Consider the following 20,960-nt stretch of genomic DNA (forward strand, 5'->3'; position numbering starts at 1 on the left):
TTTCAATAAAGTTTATATTTACTTTAAACATTCCCTTCCTCATGAGTATACTTAAGAAATTTCTATTGCTTACTATAATTATTATTCTATCTGCAAAATATATAGAAATGCTAGAAAACGTATTTGGATATACAACGTATCCATTTGTAACAAGATTATCTGCAGCAGGTAGTCTCCTTTTGATAGTATTAGGCATGAAATTTCTAGAAAAAAAATGGAAATACGCTACTGTAATTCTTGGAGCTTTGGGTTTTATTACTGTACTTTTATGGTATCTCTACCAATCTTCAATTATCCACTTTTTTTGGAATATGTTTATATTTACTGGATTCTTCTTACTATTTTATAAAACTGCACATTATGAAATTAAAAAATTTCCTGCTTTTAGCTATTCTTTTATTATAATATACATACTCACGGAGAGTATATCTATGTGGAGGAACGATATCTATCCACCAATATTCATAGCATATTTAACTTTTATAATGATAATATACATTATTGGAATAATAAAAATAAAAAATTAATTATCACATTTACCCGTTGGGCAGGCGGGGTCAAAGGTGCTATCCACCTTCAGGTACTTCTCATCAACCTTCACATTGAAGGTCAGATCCATCAGGGGGTTTTCCTCCTTATTTTCATCCTTTACCTCCTGCTTCGTGCCCTTTGTGCCCCTGTAAATCACCTGAACACTCTTACTTCCATCCCTGTAAATTGTTATTCCCTTACATCCAAGTTTCCATGCTAAAATATAGGTCTCCTCAACATCTCCCGTGGTTGCCTCATGCCTTAAATTAACGGTCTTGCTCACTGCATTATCCACGTACTTCTGGAAGGCGGCCTGCATTCTTACATGCCACTCCGGACTCACATCATGCGCGGTGCGGAATAACCTCTTTATATCCTCTGGAATATCAAGATGCTGCACACTTCCCGTCTCGGCTACCTTGCGCATCAACTCCTCACTGTATATGCCCGCTCTCTTGGTTACTTCCTCAAATAGTGGATTTACTTCAAGAAGTTCCTGGCCATCGAGAACGCGGCGGATGAAGGCAATGGCGAAAAGTGGCTCTATGCTCGACGATGTGCCCGCAATTATGCTTATGGTGCCCGTTGGTGCTATCGTCGTTGTTGTGGCGTTCCTTATCCTTATCCCCTTCTTCCACCACTCGCTTCCCTCCCACGCTGGGAACACGCCTCTCCTCTCCGCCAGTTTCATACTTGCACGGTGAGATTCGTCGTTGATGAATTTCATTACCTTCTCGGCCATCTCTATGGCCTCCTCGCTGTCATAGGGTATGCCCAATTTTATAAGCATTTCAGCCCAGCCCATCACCCCGAGGCCTATCTTTCTGGACTTTCTGGTCATCTCGGTTACCTGAGGCAAAGGATAGTTGTTGGCATCTATTACATTGTCCATAAAGTGCACGGCTGTGTGAACAACATCTCTCAATTTTTCCCACTTCACCCTTCCATTCTCCACAAACAGCGAGAGATTTATTGAGCCCAGATTGCAGGACTCATAGGGCAATAATGGTTGCTCTCCGCACGGATTCGTGCTCTCTATCTCGCCAAGATGCTTTACCGAATGCTTCCTGTTTATCTCGTCTATGAATATTATTCCCGGATCTCCGGTCTTCCACGCCTGCGTCACTATCAGATCCCATACCTGCCTCGCTTTTATCCTCTTGACCTCCTCTCCAGTGCGTGGATTTCTGAGCGGATATGTGTCGTCGTTGAGCAGTGCTTCCATGAACTCATCAGTTATGGCCACGCTTATGTTAAAGTTGCTCAGCACCTTGTTCTCGGAATCCTTCGAGGTTATGAAATCCAAAATATCTGGATGGTGGACGCTGAGCACTCCCATATTCGCGCCCCTTCTCTTTCCCCCCTGCTTTATGACATCCGTGGCCACGTCAAACACGCGCATGAATGAGAGTGGCCCAGATGCCACACCCATGGTGCTCGCAACTATGTCTCCCTTTGGCCTCAATCTGGAGAAGGAGAATCCCGTGCCCCCACCACTTTTATGAATCATGGCCGCATATTTGACCGCGTCAAATATGCCCTCAATGCTGTCCGGCACGGGGAGAACGAAGCATGCGCTTAATTGACCCAATTTGGTGTTCGCGTTCATGAGTGTGGGAGAATTTGGCATATACATCCTTTTCTCCATAATATCCGCAAACTCTCGCTTAGTGACCTCAATCTTATCCCATCTCTCCCTGAGGGCCTCTATGACATAGGAGAACGGAACCTTCATATGTCCCTCTCTGGATAGATTTTGATAGGCCCTCTTCATCATCTTGAACTCCCAAACACTCAAAAATTCGGGCCTTTTATCCACATCAACATCCCTGAATTCCTGATTTCCATCCATATCGTATATATCCGGCTCGTAGAATATATCCACAAGGGCGAGATATCGGGCCGCACGCTCAAACATCTGCCTTGGTGTCTCAATAACGTTGCCTTCCTCATCCTTGAGAAGGTATCTCGCCTCGAGAACCTTTACAGCATTTACGGTGAGTTTGAGATCATCTTCAACGCCCATAACCTTCTTTGCCTGTCTCAACTTTCTTCTTTCCTCCCTGTAAAGAATATAGGCCTTGGCCACGTGAATATAACCTTCAAGCATAAGGGCCTCTTCGACAATATCCTGTATCTCCTCAACACCCACACTCTCCTTGCCCAATGAGAGAATCTTATCAACTACCCTCATGGTAACCCTATGTGCATCCTCCTCGCTGTATCCTCCAACAGACTCCATTGCCTTCCAGATCGCTTTGAATATCTTGCCCTCGCTAAAGTCCACTATCCTTCCATCTCTTTTTACAACCTGCATCAACTCACCCTCTTCTGACATACTTCTTTTTTATTTCGCGGGTAAGTTAACCATAAAACTGTGCGTTTAAATTCTTTTTTTAGACAAAGTTTCATGCATAAAGGTTCATACACATGGTAAAAATATTGGTAAAAAAGGTGTTAACTAAATTGATCTAAATGCTCTCCTGTATTCGTCTATATTGCCTATGTCAAGCCAGATTCCATCAAATGTATAGCCGTACACAGGTTCCCTACCAACAAGCCAAGATACAAAATAGCCAGGACTGTCGGGGTTGTTTTTATCATTGAGATACTCATTCAATTTATCAAAAATATTCTTAGGGAAGGCATAGCACGCAGTTGCAACGAGGGTGCTCTCCGGATTTGATGGCTTTTCAACGAATTTTGTGATTTTGTTATTCTCATCTATACTCACCACTCCATATCTGGTAGCCTTACTGAGATCTCCAACATCGTAAAGTGCAATAACTGGAGCGCGCTTCTCTCTGTAAAATTCAAGAAATTTCGCAAGGGAGAGGTCAAAATAATTATCCCCTGCAACTATCAGATACTCATCGATCCCGTATTCATCCATGGCGTATTTTATACCCGCAATTGCACCGAACTTTTCCTCCTCGCTCCTTGTTGGCTCTATGAGAAGATCAATATCCTCACTCCTACACCTCATCCAGTATCTGAACTCCCTCTCATAATAAGCATTTGTTGATACAATTATCTCTTTGATTCCAGCATCCCTTATCTTGTCCACAATCCAGTCAATTATTAACCTGTCGCCAACAGGGAGCAATGGCTTTGCGATGAAATCAGTAATGGGAGCAAGTCTCCTGGCAAATCCCCCTGCAAGTATGAGTGCCTTCATAGGAAGGAGATGTGCTCATCAAATTTTAGATTTTTTATCAAGCACACCGTCTATTATCTCATCACTCACTCCCACATAGTTCAAGGGATCTAGAATCCCATCAATCTTATCCCTCAGAAGGGGCCCCACCTCCGGATCATTCAGCAAATTCTCCCGAAATACACCGGGCATCATGGATATTCTCCTGAGCCTTTCATGGGCCTCCTGTCTATCCCATCCTCTCTCAACCAGGTAAATTATAACGGCCTCGGCCATTATCTCCTCATGGGCCCTTATGTTTTCAAGCATCCTATCTTCGTTCACCTTCAAATTGCCGAAAAGATTTGCGGATTTCACCAGTATGTCATGGGTGAGGACGCATACGTGGGGTATGATAAACCGCTCTGCAGAGGAATTTGTTAGGTCCCTCTCATGCCAGAGAATTGAACTCTCGTACTGGGGAATAACAAATCCCCGAATTACCCTTGCCAGGCCACATATATTTTCAGCGGTTATCGGATTTCTCTTGTGGGCCATTGTACTTGAGCCAACCTGCTTCTCGGAGCGAAACTCCTCCTCAACCTCACCTATCTCGGGTCTCTGCAGATTCCTTATCTCGGTCGCAAATTTTTCAAGCGACGTGGCCAAGCCCGCCAGAAAGGAGACAAACTCAAAATACCTGTCCCTGCCAACGATCTGTGTGGGGGCCTCCTCGTATCCAAGCCCAAGATAATCCATCACATACTTCTGAATCTTAGGCGCTTTTTTTCCAAATGCGGCACCGGTTCCAACGGCGCCCATCATCTTACCAACGAGTATTCTCTTTTTTATCTCCTTCAGCCTCTCATGATGTCTCAAAATCTCAGCCAAGAAAACGGCCATTTTCAATCCAAAGGTAACGGGCACGGCCGCCTGCCCATGGGTGCGCCCTAGCATAACCGTGTGCCTGTACCTATCAGCAAGCGTGGCCAATGTATCCTCAAAATTCCTGAGAGCATTTTCAAGATACACAAGAAACTCCTTAATCTGAAGCGCGGTGGCAGTGTCTATTATATCGTTGCTCGTTGCACCCAGATGTATGTACTTGCCACACTCACCGCACACCTCCGCATAGGCACGCACCATCGCCATAACATCGTGCCTGATTTCATGCTCAATCTCCTTAACCCTTTCAATTTTAACATCATCTATTTTGTCATTCACTATCTTCACACACTTCTCCGGCACATTTCCAACATGGGCATGGGCCCGCACCAGGGCCGCTTCCACCCTAAGCATGTACCGGAGTTTTGATTCCTCAGAAAATATGCGCTTAACTTCAGGTACCCCGTATCTGTACTCCAAGGGACAAATCGCCATAGGTGAGCATGCCTTTGTCTCTATTAATTATTTCCCGAAAATTTTATTTATGGCCAGAAGCATATCTAGTCGGTGTATTTATGGACAGAGTTAAGAAGAAAAAAGGGGCGCCAAAACCCTACGAATTACCATCAATATTTGATGAGGAGCATGAGGAGGTGGCTTCCTACAGAGATATAGAGGCGGAGGATCATATTGAGGCTCTGAAAGAGAAGGATAAAATGGAAAGGTTCAGGGAAGCTTCAAAACTCAGAAAAAGGGCAGCAGAATATGAAAGAAAGGCCTCCATTTATCATCAGAAGTACAAGGCCGAAATGGAGAAGGTAGCAAAATATCAGGCAGACAAGGCGAGGTACAAGGAAAGAGAGCAAGAGATTAGAGAGAAAATAAAACTTCTCAAGAGAAAGATTGCCGATTACCAGGAAGCCCTTAACTCTGCCACGTCCCTTAAAAAGAGGGAGAGTTTACGAGCAAAAATAGCCAGGGTGCAGACAAGAATCTCTGCACTTAACTCAAAGATAAGCTCTCTTAAGGAGAAACAGGCAGAATACGTGAAGAAGATGACCCAGCACAAGGCCAAGGCCGCAGAGTATTACCAGAGAAGCAAGAGTTATGAACACGAGGCCCTTATGTTCAAAAAAACTGCAGAATCTCTGGAGAGGGGAGAATGATAGAGTGGGCACAGTTAATTCTGGCGTCATCTTCCCTGCCATTTATAGCCTACGGTGCTTTTCTTATCCATGGTGGGGAGAAAGTGGAGGGGGTATACAGCATACTTGGAGGGATATACACTTTCCTTGCGATAATGATGATCCCTCAGGGCTTCCCAGGAGCGTACGTGTTTCCGGTATCCATTACCCTCTCCGGAATAGGAGGATTCCATGGTTATGCGGTATCGGGAAGAAAGATGAAACTTTTGAAGGGAATACTTCTGATTTCCATTGCAATAGGCATTCTACTCATTCAGGAGGTGCTCTGAATGAATGTGAAAAAGATCATAGCAGGTGTTCTCACATACATCGTTATATTCGCAATATATCTGGCATTTTTTTCATATCCCGTCAGTCCTGCACACATATCCCATATTGGCTACGTGGAAGTTGAAACAAAGAATTTGAGTAAACTTCCACAGGGAGTTTACAAGGTTTACGTAAGAGGCTCAATCACCCCCGCAATAGTTGTGATTGCCACCATCAGAACTCCCTACGTACCATCAAGCAGTTACAGTTACTCACTTAAGTACACCAAGAGCATTGCGGAAAATGAAATAAAAAAAAGGTACCACGTAAACATACTCCTGGTTTATAAGGGAGAGAAAAAGGTTGAGATTCAAAACCGCGAGGTCGTGATGGAGCTATATGACGTGCACCTTAACTACACTTCCTCTGTTCCACCACTGCTCCCACTCAAACCGAAGGTGATACAGCTCACCATAGGCGCATACTTCTGCCAGGAGAAATTTGAATCGATAATAGTTGCATACGCGTATCCCCCTGAATTTTCTTCCGATTTCAACGGGGTGGTATCTTCAATTCAATGCTGAACTCTCACTTCAACCCTATCTCCAACAGAGCAGGGAAGTCTGGCAGAGGCATCACCCTGATTGACTGCAAATTCAAGGAAATTTTCACTGTTAATCAGGGCTATTAACTCACCCCGCTTAGCAAATCCGTAGGATGGTAAAAATCTGAGTTTCATACCAAAGACCTCAACGTATGCAGGCATTCCCACCATACTTCCCAGGATATTCGTTATCACATTTCCAAACCTGTCCACATGGATTATCTCCCCCTCCAAGATATCCCCATTTTTAACTGGAGGTTGGTAAGGGAACAACTCTGCATTTTTGATCTTTCTCAGAATTTCATCACCTCTTCCCATATCAATGTAGGCTCCTGCAGGAGCAAACACGTCCCTTCCATGAAACGTCGTGCTCTTTGGCTCCAATTTGATCTCATAGACCTCCTCAATCATATCCGCCACATAGGTTACTATTCCATTATCCGGGCCCACATACCAGGAATCTCCCAACTTCACCGCTATACCCTTCCTGCTCGTGCCAACACCGGGATCCACCACGAAAACATGCACTGCATTTTTAAAGTAGGGAAGTATAGCATTCAGGACGTATGCAGCATGCCGGATATCGTGCCTGCGAATGCCGTGGGTTATATCAATTATTCTGGCCTGGGGGTTTATCTTCAGAATTACCCCCTTCATGGCACCAACGTAATGGTCCATGTATCCAAAATCAGTTGTAAGGGTGATCATCAGTACCTCACCCTGAAGCCAACAATGTTCTCTGGCTCTTCATAATGAATCTCAACATCATCCACTCGAGCATGGGGATGCTCGTACCTGCACATGTACAGCAGTTTTTCAACCTTATCCCTTGGACCCTCAAACACCGCCTCCACCCGTCCATCGGGCAAATTTCTAACCCAGCCATTCACTCCCAGCCTATCCGCATTCTCCTTTGTGAAGGCCCTGAAAAATACACCCTGAACACGACCTGAGAAGAAAACATGCATTCTGATCCTATCCATGGAGCCCCGATTGAAAAAATAGTATTTAAATTTTAAACATAAAAAGTTGGAAATCAAAACCAAAAATGAGGCAAAATTCAAAAAAATTTAAATATAAGCAAGGTGAATTTGCCCTATGTACATACGAAATCCGAAAGATTTTGAAAAAATTATTGGATCAAAGAAAAGCATTCTGTTCGAAGCATACAAGATCGATCCAAGAAAAAGGAAAGTTATTATTGCCATATCAGCAAAAAAGGAAAATAGGGTGGAGGATCTGGTTGTGGAGGCGAACGAGGAAAATATAACAGAATTCCTGAAGGCCATAGAAGAGAATTTGAATAAAGTACCATCTTACCAGAAACCCAGGGTGAGAGTCCTAATTAAAGAGGTGAAGGAAAAACTTTAATTCTCGAACCCATGCTCTCCTATGCTCAGGGAAAAACTGATTGAATGTGGAGCCATAAGATTTGGAGATTTTACCCTTGCTTCTGGAAAAAAGAGCAAGTATTATGTGGACATAAAGAAGGCGAGCACAAAGCATGAAATTCTCTCGCTGATGGGGGACCTTCTGGTCGAACATGTAAAGGGGGATATTCTTGCAGGGGTGGAACTTGGAGCAGTGCCCCTTGTGGCAATCACTGCGATTAAGGCGAAAAGGGATTACCTCATAATACGCAAGGAGAAAAAGGGATACGGCACTTCAAAACTTATTGAGGGGGATTATAGAGAGGGACTAACCGTGGATATTATAGAAGATGTTGTGACCACCGGCGGCTCGGTACTCAGGGCAATAAAAATTCTGAGAGATTCCGGGCTGAAGGTTGAACGGGTGATATGCGTGGTGAACAGGGAGGAGGGGGGCGATGAAAATCTTAAAAAGGAAGGTGTGAAACTGATCTCCCTTCTCCGCGCCAAGGACCTCCTCTAATTATCTTTTTTCAAGATCCTCTCCACCTGCAAATGTGAGTTGAATTGTTGAATAAACGTCCTCGTAGCCGTAGAGCATACGGGCCGATGTGGGGATCAGGGTTCTAAACGCGTTTATATTTTCCAGAGCCTTGAAAAGTTCAATGCTGAGTTCCTTCTGCATCCCTGGATTCTCCGAGAGCAGGGAATCGTAAAGATGGTTCCAGTTTTCACTCCATCTGGCTATGTTTTCCAGATCCCTATCCTCCACAATATCCACCTTGGAGAGGATATTTATGAAAGGAATGTAAAACCTAAAATACACGGACGAGGATAGTATCAGGAGGGATACATACCCCGAGGGAGACTTGGCCAGGGCAGGATCGAAGAGAAATGCCAGCATACTGTTCTTTCCCCCAAGATAATCCACAATAAACTTGCTGGCCGCCCTGAAGGCAAACAACTCAATCTGACCCGCAGTGTCGTAAATTACATAATCTGCCTCATAACTATCGATCTCACTCTTCAACTCTTCCACAAAGTTTGCAATCATATCCGCTGCCACTATCTGGGCCCCATTCGGACCAAGCCCATATTCACTCATTATGGAGGAGAGATCTATTATGTCCCTTATATCCACATCGGGATTGTAGGGCAGAGTTTCAGCTCCTGGATCAAGGTTCACCGTTATGGCATCGTACTCGTTTTTTATCATCCAGTCCCTGAAAGCAGCCGTGAATGTGCTCTTTCCACTTCCCGCAGGACCAACAACAAAGAGATTTGCAATCATACTCCAAGAAAAGATTCAAGGGTTATTTTATTTTTTTCCTCCTCTACGGCAAAAAGAGAATCTATGGATTCCTTCAGGGCCAGAACCCTCTGCTTAACGTAGAGAGGAACTTCAAACTCATCGGCAAGTTTTAGTGCCTTATCCAGATACTTTCTAACGGAACCCTCATGAACGGTGAGAATAACATTACCTCCGCAGTAGGGACACACGTTGTTTAAGGGCACACGCCTGAATTTGGCATGGCATCTCGTGCATCTGAATCCCTGAGTTCCAAACTTTTTAAGATTGCCCATAATGTCTGGAATGAAGTGGTGCGCTATTATGCGGGCGGCCATATCGTGCTCGTCAACGGCCCTTATTTTCTTGGCCAGTTCAAGCTGACTATCAAGTTTTTCCTCCATGCTTCCCAGAACCTTGTAGGAGGAGGTTAAAATTCCTGTGTTTATATCGGCAGTATCATGGGTGAACTTGAAGCCCTCGTACTGTCTCGGGGTGCCTACTCTCTTTTTCACAAAATCCATAATATCGGCAACCTCATCCGGCTTCGCGTATCTTAATGTGGCCTCGTAGAATTCCAAAGGATATCTGTCCATAACATCCACGTGCAGGGCTTCCTTGTCAATCTCTGTGGGAGATATTCTGGTGGTTAAAACCAGGGGTGCATCCATCAGTCCCCCCCTCGTGGAAGGTAAGAACTTGCGTGAGAAATCAAGCAGACCTTCAAGAAGCAGCATTATGGAATCCTCATCTCCATCACAGTTTCTGCGTTTGGCCGCATGGAAGAACGGATGGGCAAATCCCACATTTGCATCGGTGAATCCTATTATACGGCCCAGTATGCCAGCGGAGGTGTGGGGCGCGAGGCCTATTACAAGATGCCCGATAAGGTCTTCCTTGGAGCGAACGTTGTAGAATCTTGGCATCTTGTAGAATTTCTCCAAAAGTTCGTCCACGTAGTTAGAGATCTTCACCAGATAATCCGCGGCCTTCTTTGGGATTATTATGTCCTGAACCTTCAATTCAAGAATCTGATCCTCATTTTTAAGTTCCTCACCATTGTAGTCCACCCTGTATCCAAGTTCTCTCGCCTTTTCAACGCTCAATCCGATCTCCCTTGGTCTGAAATGTGTTATCGCTATATCACTCATATCAAACCTTGCCGTTCCATCCTTGAAAACAAAAACCCCGTGCTTGGCTCTGAGTATTCCCTTTTCCATACGCTCAGGAATGTGCTCAGGAGACATCATTTTCTTTACTCCCTTCACATCCCAGTTAACCTTGAGTCCGAGATAATCCTGCGCTCTGGTGAAGAAATCCTCAACATTCACCTTCCTCGTGGATACAACTCCTGTGAACTCAGTGGGAACCCCGCAGTTGGGGCAGAACGGTAGCATGGTTTTCTCTCCGCATTTGGGGCATTTTCTCAACCCGACCTCAATGGATACCACCCTTTTCTTCACCGCTTCATTTATCAACCTTCTGTCTCCACCCGCATTTCCTATGGGAAAGAGTGAATGTATTGGAGGTTTCATTTTTCTGGGTGCGGCCTTTTCAGGTCTGCCCATTCTTGCACCTATCCTTACGGGTGCTCTGGGCCTTATTTGCACACCTGCAAGATCAGAGACCACATCCATTATCTCCCCACGCTTGGGCTCTCTCCTTTCTATTATGCTCTCACCGTCCAAATCCAAGCCAAGGCAGCGCAGAATGGGATATGCGTATCTATCGAGAATGTAATGATCTCTCTCCCTGTGCAGAGCACCCAATTTTTTAAGTATTTCTTTTATCTCATCATTTTTCTCTATGTGCAACTCTCCATTCTTCCAAAATGAGTTTTGAGCCACATAATCCCTCAATTTTTCAAGTTCTTCATAACTCAAATCGTGCCAGAAAAGGTTGTAATCTGGATGGAGTGGCACGCCATATTTCTCAGATATCTCAAAGGCATGGAACGCATCCCTGACCTCACCGTGAAATCCGGCCCGCTGGGCCTCCTGCTCCCACCACTCAATCACATAGGATGCGGGCACAAGAGGATGATTGTTCTCAAGAAACTCACCGTATGGTATGAGAATCTCTCCCACATCCACTATCTCCCTGACCTTATCGTAATACTCCCTGGCACTATCGTAATCGTTAATTTGAATCAGATCTCCATTTTCGAGCAGCACTATTGGCCCCTCTATGGTATCGCAGGAGGTCATTCCCCCTGCCTTGCCGGGACGCTCTGTTTTGAGTTGTGTGCCTATGGCTATGAACTTGTTGAGCAAGTACATGGTTGCAGGATTAATGCTTATTGTTGCCAGTCCTCCAGCACGGCAGCGGCCATATCTTAGCCTAAAACCCCCCGGAGCCATGGGATAGGAGAAAATGGGTCTCCCCGCTATCACATCCTTCATATACTTTTCGGACGGTTTGAGTTCAAACCTGTCCTCCTTGACCTCAGGTATGAGTTTGTTTATCCATTCCCATCCGTCGATTTTTAGCATATCCACATAGGCCTTTATTTTCTTGGTCTTCTGCAGCAGTCCTTCGGCAAGTACAAGACACATACCTCCCCTCACACGATTACCCTCAACCCTTGGGAGATCACGGTATCCGCTAACTTCAACCTTCTCAGTACCCTCTCCATCTATGCACACCGGGCAGTTTTTCACAACCAGTTCAATTTCCTCATTTGAGGGCCTGTACTGCAAATGGTGGATTCTGTCGTAAAGCTGGATCTCCTCCTTGTACCTCTCAATTTCCTCCTCAGTGGGCTTGTACCTATCAATGCCCAATTCTCTCCTAACCACATCTGCAATGAGAACGCTCAAGGCCTGGGCAGTTCCTCCCGCACCCCTTATTGGCCCGGCATAGTACATGGAAACGTATTCAGTACCATCAAAATTCTTCTTGATTTTTACATGGGCTATCCCCTCAAGGGGAGCCACAAGAATTCCCTCGGTGAGAACTGCAAGACCTACCCGAACGGCCTTGTCAAGAGCCTCATCCTTACGCTCAAATCTTCGGGCAATCTTCTTGGCCATGAGCAGAGAAACCATTCCCCTATCGTACTTCTTGCTGAGTTCCCTGATATCCTCAGCAATTCCCTTCACACCTATCAATTCTTCAACCCTGGCCGCAAGATCCTTTGCACGGGGAATCTCAACATCTCCAACAGGATCAAGATGCATACTTCTTGCTTCCTTTGCAACTCTATAACACTCTTCGGCCCTTCGTTCAAGTTCCTCAAAATATTTTTGCATCTCCTTGCTCGCTTCCACCATCCTCTAACCCCAAAAGATGGATGGGTTATAACACTTTCCATTATCCAAAATTTTATCAAAATTGGTAAACTACCAGAACTTTCCAAGGGATTCCATTGGAATCGGGCAGATTGTGATTCTGCGGGCCCATAGACAATCCCCGCAGCTCGGCTGATTGCCCCAGCAATCAACACGGGAATCCTGCACATATGAGCATGCATCTACCAGAGGGCAGTCGGTGCAGGAGGGATATATGGCATTTTTGACTATGAAGCGAAACCAGGAGTATTCCTTACTGGTCCATATATCCACCAAGGACTTCTCCCCAACATTTCCAAAGGAGTGTGCGTAAACCATCTTTCTTCTCCCAAAAACGTATTCGGGATAGGTGTGCAGAAACCTGTAACAGGGAACGACCTCCCCATCCCATCTGACCACCGCCACCTTTTTCTCCACAAAGTCGCAGTGACGCTCCGTGCGAAGCTGGAACTCTGGCAAATGCAGATAAAAGCCGCTGTAGGAGTTTCTGAGAAGCTCCTTGATGTGGGGTTCCAGATTCACACTTCCATCGTATAAAATCATGGATGCATGCTCCTGGTTCACAGGTATGAGGTTTGAGAAGAGCAGGGCATCTATATTGTATTCTGCAAGGAATTTGGCTATCCTTCCCATCTCACGGTAATTCTCCTTGGTCAACACAACCTCCACGCCTATGTGGGGCAACTCGGATCCCCGCTCCTTTTTTAATTCTGCAAATTTTTTTATTCTATCCAGTGTGACGTTTGGAACTATGTGGCCTATCTCAGAGGGTTGAACGGGAAGGGAATCCAAGGACAGGTAAATCAAGTCCACTGGCAGATTTACCAGTTCTCTCATTACCTTTTCACTCAGCAGGAAACCGTTTGTGGATAAACCGAGGGCGTATCCCCTGCTTTTCACCTCCCTGACCATGTCCATGAAGCGTGGATGCACAGTTGGCTCACCAATGCCTCCAAAATAAACAAGTTGGAGATCCTCAAACATTGCGGCATCATCCATTATCTTGAGGAAGAGATTGTAGGACATATCTCCCTCCTCGTCCCTCCAGTACTGCTTGAAGCACATCTCACAATGGAGATTGCAGCGATTGGTTATCTCAAGATAAAGATAACGCATATCCGGCTCCCTGGGGATATGGATTTCAGCGTTGTCCAGATAAAAAACATGCTCCTCCATTCAGCCACCACCTGCAGGGGGGAAGATTGAAATCTCGTCCCCATCACTTATCTCCGTTTCATAACCTTTCAGGTCCAGTATGTTTTTTCCATTAACAAGGATCATATTGCGGGACTCAATTTCTCGCTTGAATGCGTCACCGTATTTCTCGTAAAGCAATTTTAGAAGCATGCGCACTGTGGGCACGTATTCAAAAGTTTCGTCCCGCCTCCCCGTTATCTCGCGAAGGGTTGCAAAGTACTTGACCCGAATCATGGGATTGAATAAACGTACTCGGATTTAACACTTATTGGACACAAATGGGAAAATAAAAAATAACAAAAAATATATACGTGTTTAACTTTTAATTTACAGAGGTGATATAGTTGTGGGTACCCTATGCATTCTGGCCATCTTTAGCGGCTACAGTTATAGCGGCTGTACTGGTGTACATGGTTATCGTGTCCAACATAAGGAAACCGGGTAATCTTTCAGCCTTTGTGATGTTCTTCTCCATGCTGATTTGGAGTGTCGGAGAGTTGATAGAAAGAATAGCCGGACCCCCTCCCGCCAAACCTGCATATCACTATCTGGGAAGTATCTCATTGAGTCCTGGCCCCTACGACGGAAATCTCGCCTATATGGGTGCTGTGATACTTTGCTTTGGAATATTTCTGGTCTCAGCGGGAATAATTCACTTCGCCCTGGACTACCCATTCAAACTCAAAATGGGACGTAACACCCGTAGGGCAGTGCTGTACGCTGTCTACGGCTTTTCCTTTGCAGGGATGATTGCCAACATCTTCAATCAGTTAATAGGACGTCCCACGGTGGCGTATATGTATCCATACAAGGCCATGGGACAGTGGATATGGGGTCTGGAATCCGGTCCACTGCACTCCCTGTACAGCATATGGCTCTTCGTATCTGCCATAATAATGATAATCATACTGCTCATAAAGCTTAAGAGCGTGAGAATGGACATAATCAAGAAGCAGATCATCATAACCATAACAGGATTTGTGATCACATTCGTGCTTCTCACCGTGACCGCACTGATCCCAATGGTTATTGAGAAGAAGAATAACTCGTATCCGATGACCACCCTGGGATTCACCATATTCGGCATATTCGTTATGTACACAATAGTCAGATACAGGCTGTTTCTCGTGGCTCCGAGCACAGAGATCGTTGAACTGGAAGAGGAACTCCCAGATTCAGGAGTCTACGAAATGTCAAAGGAGGAAGCGTACCACAAGTTTGCAAGGCTGGCAAGATCAGGAAACCCTGGAGCTGGCTTCATAGGAGAGAGTGCAGAAGAGTTCAAGAAAAAATACAAACTCGTGCAGACCACAGTGTTTGAAATCTCCCAGAGCACGGGCAAAAACAAATTGAATCCTGAGAACCCGGAGCAGCAGGAAATGCTGTACTTCACCATCACATCACTACTTGAGCATGTGTACAAGCCCGTCATACTTCTGGATCTTAGTCTCCCATGGATGAAGGAAGACACCAAAAAGAGCATCCTGGAAAAAATCAGGGAGATAAACAAGGAGTATGGAGGAGTGTTTCTAATAGTTAAATAACTCTTCCTTTTTTTGCATTTCAAAGAGGCAAGATTTAACATAAATCTTCGTAAGAATAATTTTATAGTATGCCTGCAAGGAGAAATATATGAAAATAGAAGAATTGACCGAGGAGGAAATTGAAGGGGCTGCAGTGACCATGGAAAGGGGCATGTGCTTTGGTACCTGTCCCGCTTACAGACTAACCATATATGGCAATGGCAAGGTTGAGTACGAAGGAAAAGTACATGTGAAGGTTGAGGGCAAGAGAGAGTACCACATACCACGGGACAGGGCCATTTCACTTCTAAAAATTCTTAGCCGCATAGGTTTCTTTGATATAGCCGAGGAGTGGGGCAAAATAGAAAGGGAGTGTGGTGTGGTAATAACCGATATGCCATCATCCACCATAACAGTGTCAATATCCGGAGAGAAGTGGATTGTTGAATACAATCACGGCATGAGTTGCAGGCCTTCAAGACATAGGGAATTTATCACACTTGGCATCGTTGAGGACATAATAGACATCCTTGCCGATTCAGATCCGCTGGTAAAAATTGAAAAATAGAAGAATTAGAGGTACTCCTCCAGTCCGAGTTCCTTTATCTTCTCCTGGGATATCGTACCATCCTCGTTCCAGCCCCGAAGGGCGTAGTACCTGGGAAGCATCTCCTTCAGGCGCACAACATGTCCCTTGTTTGGACCCTCGGGCATTGGCTCATCCGTGAGTCTCTTGGGCAAGGTATCATCCTCCAGGGGTTTAAGTCCCGCCTTCAAGTTGAAAAGACGCTCCGCGTTCCAAATCCTCTCTCCGATCTTGAGCCACTCTTCCGTGCTGAGGTTGTAGCCGAAGGCAGCGTTGAGCAGATCTCTGTAATCATCACCCCCCATTCCAAAGGTTGTGAACACGCACATACCTGCCGCATCTATGACCGCAGTGAGATCCTGGAATAGAATGAGCATCTTCACCTTCTCATCGCCTATATCGTGGGGATCCATCTTGTAGGGGTATCCAAGAATCTCAGGAGAGATCAGATACGCCTTTATGTGGTCTCCACCACGGTTGTCCGTGGCGTAGCCAAGTCCGTGGCCCTCGGCTCCTCTGGGATCATACGCTGGAAGTTCCTGCTTCTTCACACCCATAAAGCAATCAACACATCCGTACTTCTCAGCGAGCCTGTATCCTCCTTCTGCAAGTATGGCACCAAATCCCTCACGCTTTGCAATCTTCGGTATGTAGTAATGCAGAACCTCCGTGTTTCCCCATCTGAAGGGGGGTGCATCTCCCAGATCCTCCTGCTTCAAATATCCCTGATCGTAGAGCTCCATGGCAGTTGCCAGCGTGCCCCCTGTGGATATGGTGTCAAGCCCGTAGTCATCGCACATGTGGTTTGCTTCAATTATGCTGGCCAGATCATTTATGCCCAGATTGGCACCAAGGGCCCATGTGCTCTCATACTCAGGTCCCTCAGTTTCACCCACTGTATCCATATCGTTGACACGGCCGCATCCTATGGGGCAGGCATAGCAGGGCTTGTTTCTCTTCAGGTACTTCTTGGCCATGGCCTCTCCACTCTGCTCCTCCGCATACTCAAATTGCCCGTAACGGAAATTGCGTGTTGGATACAGGCCATTCTGATTGATTATGTTCACAAGCACAGCAGTGCCGTAGGATGGCAAACCCTGTCCGGCAACCGGATCCTTTTTGAGTATCTCCGTCTTCTCACGCACCACGCTTATGAACTTGCTTCTGTCAATTACCTCTACACGTTTGTGTCCACGCACCACGATGGCCTTGAGTTTCTTTGAGCCCATAACAGCACCCACTCCACCTCTTGCGGCCGCCCTGTGGCCATTGTTCATTATCGCGGAGAATTTCACAAGATTCTCTCCAGCCGGACCTATGGAGGCAATCTGCACATGCCTGTCTCCAAACTCCTCGGTGAGGATCTTCTCTGTCTCGCTCACCCTCTTTCCCCATACATGGGAGGCATCCCTTATCTCAACCTTCTCATCCTCAATGCGCAGATAAACCGGCTTTTCGCTCTTTCCCTCGATGATCAGCATGTCCCATCCCGACATTTTAAGTTCTGCTCCAAAGAATCCGCCAGAGTTGGCCATCGCAATGAATCCTGTTAGTGGGCTCTTCGTTATAACCATGTACCTTCCACCAGTTGGAGCAACGGTGCCCGTTAGCGCTCCTGTGGAAAATATCAACTTATTTTCCGCACCCAGAGGATCCGTTTTTGGATCCATCTCCTTGAGAAGATAGTGTATGCCGAAACCCCTCGTACCGAGCCACTTTTTAACAAATTCCTCATCAAAACTCTCCGTTTTTATCTCTCCAGTGCTGAGGTTCACTCTAAGTATATTACCCCAATATCCATACATCAAATCACCTCTTTGACAAGAAATAGCATGGCTGAGGACATTAATTTAATTTTCCACATGCTCGATAAAACATAACGAATTTCGTAAATGGAAAAGTATTCAAAAGATTTATAGGAATGCAGGAAATACTGAGCATATGCTTGAAATAGAACTTCCCCCCTACGCACAGGAAACGATAATAAGGTTCATAAGAGATTTTGTGGGAGACAGAAAGGTTGTTATTGGAATGAGTGGCGGGCTCGATTCTTCAGTTGTGGCAAAACTCTGCGTAATGGCTCTTGGAAAGGATAGGGTTAAGGGCGTGCACATGCCCGAGGATGCCACACCCTCCGAGGATTCAAGGGATGCGGAGGAACTTGCAAAAACGCTTGAAATTGAATACGAGGTTATACCCATCGGAGAATTCGTGCACGCCATATTCGGGAAATTAGGCCTCAGGGGTGATATGAGCATTGCAAATCTGAAGGCAAGAGTAAGAATGGCCATACTCTACGCGATTGCCAACGAGGAGCGCAGACTCGTTGCGGGCACCAGTAACAAGAGTGAGTTGCTTGTGGGATACTTCACAAAATATGGGGACGGCGCCAGCGATTTTGCACCGATTGGGGACCTTTACAAGACACAGGTGAGAATTCTGGCAAAGGAGATAGGCATTCCCGAAAGGATAATAAACAAGGTTCCACGTGCTGGACTCATTCCCGGACAGAGCGATGAGAAGGAGATGGGCATAAAATACGAGGTGCTTGATAGAATACTCTATGGCATAGAATTGGGATTGCCAAGGGAGAAAATCGTGGAAGAATTGGAGATTTCAGATGCCCTTGTGAATAAGGTTTATGATATGCACGATAGAAGCAGGCACAAGAGGGTGATGCTCTACATACCCAAGATAGGAGCAAGAACCGTTAACACCGATTGGAGAGAGTGATCAAAAGAGCAGGGCCATCTGTGCGTGGGGAACTCCCTTTATTTTTATCACATTTTCCTCGTCAATGTATCCCTCCCGTATGGCCAGAGAGACAACCCGCTCTCCCACGAGATTTGCTATTGTGGCCACCTTCATGCTGTTGAGAAAGGTCTGCTCGGTAACGTAGGCCTCGTAATAAAAGCTTTTTTTAACATCCAGCACAAGATCCCCCTCTTCAAATTTCATGCCCAGGATATCGCGATCGCAGGCGGCCACAACGGTTTCGCCCCGAACCCTGTAAACCCTCATTGCAATGTTATGGAGAGACATATCTGTAAACACCTTCCCTTGCCTGCACGATTATACCCTGCTGATGCATCTTTCTCAGTATGCTCCTGGCCTTCGATTCCTCTATTCCATCTGCAACAGCCTGTGCTACTATATCCTTCTCCTTAGCCATACCGTTGCTCTCCCGGGCCAGAGACCTTATTATGTCCTCCATCCTCTCCATCACGCTTCTCTGTCGCGAACTTATACCGCTGTAGAGAAGATCCGCATCAAGTATTCCCTCCTCGGAGGAGGCCTCCTTCAGGAAGTAATCTACAATCTTTATGGCCCTCTCAGCATCCTCCCTCGTGACCACGTCGCTCAACCTGGCACGGGCAGACGCCTCAGCAAGGCGAATCATCGCCTCAAGTTGCCTTGGGGTGATTGGCACCGCGTGGGTCTCTTCAAACTGCTTTCTCGTATTAACGTACTTATCTAGAATCATTTTCTTTGCCTCATCGCTCATCTTGGGCACAACATTTCTCTTGGCATAGGCAACGTATTTCCTTATGAAGTCCGGGCTCATTCCCACATCAAATTGCTTCACCACAATGTTATCCTCCTCTTCAAGTTCCAGCATCTCCCCAGCCAGATGTGCCTCCAGTATGTGATTAGCCAGAGCACGATCCCTCTCGGCATTTGGCTTATCTATTATCTTGAAAATGACATCAAACCTTGAGAGAAGGGGTGTGGGTAAATCGATCTGCTCCACAATGGGCTTGGAAACATCAAACCTCCCGTACTTGGGATTTGCCGCGCCCAGAATTGAGCATCTCGCCATAAGCGTTGCATATATGCCCGCCTTCGTTACGGCTATGATCTGCTGCTCCATGGCCTGATATATGCTGTCCCGATCTGTGGGGTTCATCTTATCAATCTCGTCAATGGCAGCCAGACCGAGGTCCGCAAGCACCAGGGCTCCCGCCTCCAGGGTCCAGCGTCCTGTCTCATCACGAACGGCTGTGGCAGTTAAACCTGCAGCGGATGAGCCCTTACCCGAGGTGTATATGCCCCTGGGTGCAAGCTGGGCCATGTACTGCAGCAGCTGGGATTTTGCAGTTCCCGGATCTCCCACGAGAAGTATGTGAATGTCACCCCTTATCCTGGTGCCGTCCTTCATTCTCTTAGTTACCCCCCCAAACATCTGCAGGAGCAGCGCTTCCTTCTCAATGTCCATCCCGTAAATTGTCGGGGCAATGGCCCTCTTCATACGCTCAATTATGTCCCCATTCCTCGCCTCCTCCCTTATGCGAATCTCATCTTCCTCCGTTATCTCAATGCTCTCAAGTTCCTTGCTCTCCTTGTCAATGCTAACCACATCCAGGTATATGTCAAAATCCGTGGTGCGTACATTGCCCAATCTCCTTTCAACGGTTCTCAAGATTCCATTGAGCACAACCCTATCTCCCGGCACGATCTCACCCGCAATATCATCCTCAAGATAGGCCATGAGACGCTGGGGCTGCTCCCTGCCCCTGAGATTCTCGGGGTTGTCCTGAATCTCAGCACGCTGGGTGTCCACAAAGGTGGATTTTTCAATAATAAGTTTGAACTTTATCTTGGGCTTGGTCTTGCCGCACTGGGAGCAGGCAAAGGGTTCCTGAAGTTTTGCACCTTCCTGCTCAACCTCCGTTATTCCGCCGCAATCACTGCACCTGAACGCTCCAACCTTCAATTTGGGACGTACCTCACTGGCCCTTCTTATTATTCCCTCAATGCTCAAAAACTGCCCGATGTGCACGGCCCTGAGCTCTCTTATCTCCTTCTTTCTATCGCGGGGAAGCTGGTTTATGCGCAGATGTATCTTCAAATTCGGGTCGTGCAGATACTCCCTTATTGCCCTCTCTCCCTCCCTCAAATAAACATCAGGGTTTTTGAGAAAATCCTCGGCAACGCTTGGATTGTAATTTTCAAGATCTTCAAACTGAACGTAGAGACTTCGGGTATCCGGATACTCGTCGGCAATCTCAGATAACCGAGTGCCGTAATCTGTGTGTGAAAAGAAATCGTACCACATTGACCTGATCTCTTCCTCCAGATACTCCATGCACCCTGGG

The 20,960-nt window shown here is 46.1% G+C and carries 21 protein-coding genes; 9 read left to right on the top strand and 12 right to left on the bottom strand.

Features of this window, described 5'->3' with window-relative positions; genetic code table 11:
• Positions 1-41 precede the first annotated feature (41 nt).
• Positions 42-527 (top strand): hypothetical protein, encoded by a 486-nt coding sequence (locus AC0S1O_RS06720; protein WP_475393552.1) that lies wholly within the window; start codon positions 42-44, stop codon positions 525-527.
• On the opposite strand, the gene AC0S1O_RS06725 is transcribed toward AC0S1O_RS06720, so the two are convergent.
• The 3 genes from AC0S1O_RS06725 to purB form a co-directional block, all read right to left on the bottom strand.
• Positions 524-2,848 carry an adenosylcobalamin-dependent ribonucleoside-diphosphate reductase gene (locus AC0S1O_RS06725; protein WP_475393553.1) on the bottom strand — a complete coding sequence of 775 codons (2,325 nt, stop codon included), beginning with the start codon at positions 2,846-2,848 and terminating at the stop codon, positions 524-526. The genes AC0S1O_RS06720 and AC0S1O_RS06725 overlap by 4 nt on opposite strands.
• A 144-nt stretch (positions 2,849-2,992) precedes the next feature.
• Positions 2,993-3,709 (bottom strand): nucleotidyltransferase family protein, encoded by a 717-nt coding sequence (locus tag AC0S1O_RS06730; protein ID WP_475393554.1) that lies wholly within the window; start codon positions 3,707-3,709, stop codon positions 2,993-2,995.
• An 18-nt stretch (positions 3,710-3,727) separates the two neighbouring features.
• A complete protein-coding gene (gene purB / locus AC0S1O_RS06735; protein ID WP_475393555.1) occupies positions 3,728-5,047 on the bottom strand; it encodes an adenylosuccinate lyase in 1,320 nt (439 codons plus the stop codon).
• 80 nt (positions 5,048-5,127) lie between these two features.
• Between purB and AC0S1O_RS06740 the strand changes: the two genes are divergently transcribed.
• Genes AC0S1O_RS06740 through AC0S1O_RS06750 form a run of 3 tightly spaced genes read left to right on the top strand, consistent with a single transcriptional unit; the run spans position 5,128 to position 6,590 of the window.
• Positions 5,128-5,718, top strand: coding sequence for a hypothetical protein (locus AC0S1O_RS06740; RefSeq protein ID WP_475393556.1), 591 nt, complete (start codon positions 5,128-5,130; stop codon positions 5,716-5,718).
• Positions 5,715-6,026, top strand: a complete 312-nt coding sequence (locus AC0S1O_RS06745) for a hypothetical protein (RefSeq protein ID WP_475393557.1) — start codon at positions 5,715-5,717, stop codon at positions 6,024-6,026. Before AC0S1O_RS06740 ends, AC0S1O_RS06745 begins: the two co-directional genes overlap by 4 nt.
• Positions 6,027-6,590, top strand: a complete 564-nt coding sequence (locus AC0S1O_RS06750) for a hypothetical protein (protein ID WP_475393558.1) — start codon at positions 6,027-6,029, stop codon at positions 6,588-6,590.
• On the opposite strand, the gene AC0S1O_RS06755 is transcribed toward AC0S1O_RS06750, so the two are convergent.
• A complete protein-coding gene (locus AC0S1O_RS06755; RefSeq protein ID WP_475393559.1) occupies positions 6,581-7,318 on the bottom strand; it encodes an SAM hydrolase/SAM-dependent halogenase family protein in 738 nt (245 codons plus the stop codon). The genes AC0S1O_RS06750 and AC0S1O_RS06755 overlap by 10 nt on opposite strands.
• Positions 7,318-7,593, bottom strand: a complete 276-nt coding sequence (locus AC0S1O_RS06760) for an acylphosphatase (RefSeq protein WP_475393560.1) — start codon at positions 7,591-7,593, stop codon at positions 7,318-7,320. The genes AC0S1O_RS06755 and AC0S1O_RS06760 overlap by 1 nt, the downstream gene beginning before the upstream one ends.
• 115 nt (positions 7,594-7,708) lie before the next feature.
• Between AC0S1O_RS06760 and AC0S1O_RS06765 the strand changes: the two genes are divergently transcribed.
• Positions 7,709-7,981, top strand: a complete 273-nt coding sequence (locus AC0S1O_RS06765) for a hypothetical protein (RefSeq protein ID WP_475393561.1) — start codon at positions 7,709-7,711, stop codon at positions 7,979-7,981.
• 21 nt (positions 7,982-8,002) lie between these two features.
• On the top strand, positions 8,003-8,503 hold the full coding sequence (gene pyrE / locus AC0S1O_RS06770; RefSeq protein ID WP_475393562.1) for an orotate phosphoribosyltransferase: 501 nt from the start codon (positions 8,003-8,005) through the stop codon (positions 8,501-8,503).
• Here pyrE and AC0S1O_RS06775 read toward each other — a convergent pair whose 3' ends face one another.
• The 4 genes from AC0S1O_RS06775 to AC0S1O_RS06790 form a co-directional block, all read right to left on the bottom strand.
• Positions 8,504-9,271: an ATP/GTP-binding protein gene (locus tag AC0S1O_RS06775; RefSeq protein ID WP_475393563.1), complete on the bottom strand. Its 768-nt coding sequence runs from the start codon at positions 9,269-9,271 to the stop codon at positions 8,504-8,506.
• The gene (locus AC0S1O_RS06780) at positions 9,268-12,540 is read right to left on the bottom strand and encodes a DNA polymerase II large subunit (protein ID WP_475393564.1); all 3,273 of its coding nucleotides are present in this window, start codon (positions 12,538-12,540) and stop codon (positions 9,268-9,270) included. The genes AC0S1O_RS06775 and AC0S1O_RS06780 overlap by 4 nt, the downstream gene beginning before the upstream one ends.
• 69 nt (positions 12,541-12,609) lie before the next feature.
• Positions 12,610-13,734: a tungsten cofactor oxidoreductase radical SAM maturase gene (locus AC0S1O_RS06785; RefSeq protein WP_475393565.1), complete on the bottom strand. Its 1,125-nt coding sequence runs from the start codon at positions 13,732-13,734 to the stop codon at positions 12,610-12,612.
• A complete protein-coding gene (locus AC0S1O_RS06790; protein ID WP_475393566.1) occupies positions 13,735-13,989 on the bottom strand; it encodes a MoaD/ThiS family protein in 255 nt (84 codons plus the stop codon).
• Between the two features lie 110 nt (positions 13,990-14,099).
• On the opposite strand from AC0S1O_RS06790, the gene AC0S1O_RS06795 reads away from it, so the two are divergent.
• Both AC0S1O_RS06795 and AC0S1O_RS06800 read left to right on the top strand, forming a co-directional pair.
• Positions 14,100-15,299, top strand: coding sequence for a histidine kinase N-terminal 7TM domain-containing protein (locus AC0S1O_RS06795; protein ID WP_475393567.1), 1,200 nt, complete (start codon positions 14,100-14,102; stop codon positions 15,297-15,299).
• A gap of 88 nt (positions 15,300-15,387) precedes the next feature.
• Positions 15,388-15,846, top strand: a complete 459-nt coding sequence (locus tag AC0S1O_RS06800) for a DUF6438 domain-containing protein (RefSeq protein ID WP_475393568.1) — start codon at positions 15,388-15,390, stop codon at positions 15,844-15,846.
• 5 nt (positions 15,847-15,851) lie between these two features.
• Here AC0S1O_RS06800 and AC0S1O_RS06805 read toward each other — a convergent pair whose 3' ends face one another.
• Entirely contained in the window at positions 15,852-17,669 is a 1,818-nt protein-coding gene (locus AC0S1O_RS06805; protein ID WP_475393569.1) for an aldehyde ferredoxin oxidoreductase family protein, read from the bottom strand.
• A 136-nt stretch (positions 17,670-17,805) separates the two neighbouring features.
• On the opposite strand from AC0S1O_RS06805, the gene AC0S1O_RS06810 reads away from it, so the two are divergent.
• A complete protein-coding gene (locus AC0S1O_RS06810; RefSeq protein WP_475393570.1) occupies positions 17,806-18,597 on the top strand; it encodes an NAD+ synthase in 792 nt (263 codons plus the stop codon).
• Here the strand turns inward: AC0S1O_RS06810 and AC0S1O_RS06815 are convergent, their stop codons facing one another.
• Together AC0S1O_RS06815 and AC0S1O_RS06820 are read right to left on the bottom strand one after the other, a co-directional pair.
• A complete protein-coding gene (locus tag AC0S1O_RS06815; RefSeq protein ID WP_475393571.1) occupies positions 18,598-18,906 on the bottom strand; it encodes a DUF424 domain-containing protein in 309 nt (102 codons plus the stop codon).
• The gene (locus AC0S1O_RS06820) at positions 18,893-20,950 is read right to left on the bottom strand and encodes a minichromosome maintenance protein MCM (RefSeq protein ID WP_475393572.1); all 2,058 of its coding nucleotides are present in this window, start codon (positions 20,948-20,950) and stop codon (positions 18,893-18,895) included. The genes AC0S1O_RS06815 and AC0S1O_RS06820 overlap by 14 nt, the downstream gene beginning before the upstream one ends.
• Between the last annotated feature and the right edge of the window lie 10 nt (positions 20,951-20,960).

Source organism: Candidatus Aciduliprofundum sp. HYA1 (assembly GCF_056175085.1).